Source organism: Klebsiella sp. HMSC09D12 (genome assembly GCF_001808475.1).
GTDB lineage: Bacteria > Pseudomonadota > Gammaproteobacteria > Enterobacterales > Enterobacteriaceae > Klebsiella > Klebsiella oxytoca.
In genome coordinates this window covers 553-1,157 of the sequence record NZ_KV793471.1, presented here as the reverse complement: position 1 = coordinate 1,157, position 605 = coordinate 553, and the positions used below count along the sequence as shown (strand labels likewise).

Genomic DNA, 605 nt, shown 5'->3' with positions numbered 1-605 from the left:
CAGGGCTGGATATTATCGGCCCCTGGCAGGGGGGAGGCGGTGGCTGCTGTTACGGCGTGCCGACAAAATGGAAACCGGGAATGACGGTGAAAGTTGAGTGGGAAACGGGTGTGGCTTTTGCCGATGATGTACCTGAAATTCCTGAGCCGAAACGACCTGATACCTCCGGGATGAACGAGAAAAATTATTATCAAGTATGGCAAGTGTATTTTGATGAAAAACAAGAATGGTATAGGAAAATTAAGGCACTGAATAAAGCGCATACAAAAATAGTCCCTGTTCCCGATTATACCGGGCAAAAAACCTGCGGAATAAAGGTTCACTTTTTACCCTGCGATCAAATAAAAGTCACCACCAGCTGCTATGACTACGGCAACCCAAATTATCCGATTAAAGATCCGATCAAAATGGAGGAACCCAAAGTATGTCCACAATGAAGCCTGATGTAGTCTGGTATCCTCCGCAATTTCCAGCACTGGGCCGATGGCTGACACGCCTTGTTTTTATCACTGTGGCGATATTGCTGACAGGTTGCGATCGACCCGCGAAAGAGGAGAGCATCAGTGGCGGTAGCGGCACCATAGAAGCGGTTAACCATACCCACT

1 protein-coding gene and 1 pseudogene are annotated in these 605 nt (G+C 47.9%); both read left to right on the top strand.

Annotated features, from left to right (window positions below; all coding sequences use genetic code 11):
* A partial coding sequence (locus HMPREF3178_RS11210; RefSeq protein WP_228705136.1) for a DUF3304 domain-containing protein occupies nt 1-437 on the top strand: 437 nt, incomplete at its 5' end.
* A pseudogene (locus tag HMPREF3178_RS31700) lies at nt 425-605 on the top strand (hypothetical protein); the annotation flags it as partial. The gene HMPREF3178_RS11210 and the pseudogene HMPREF3178_RS31700, both read left to right, overlap by 13 nt.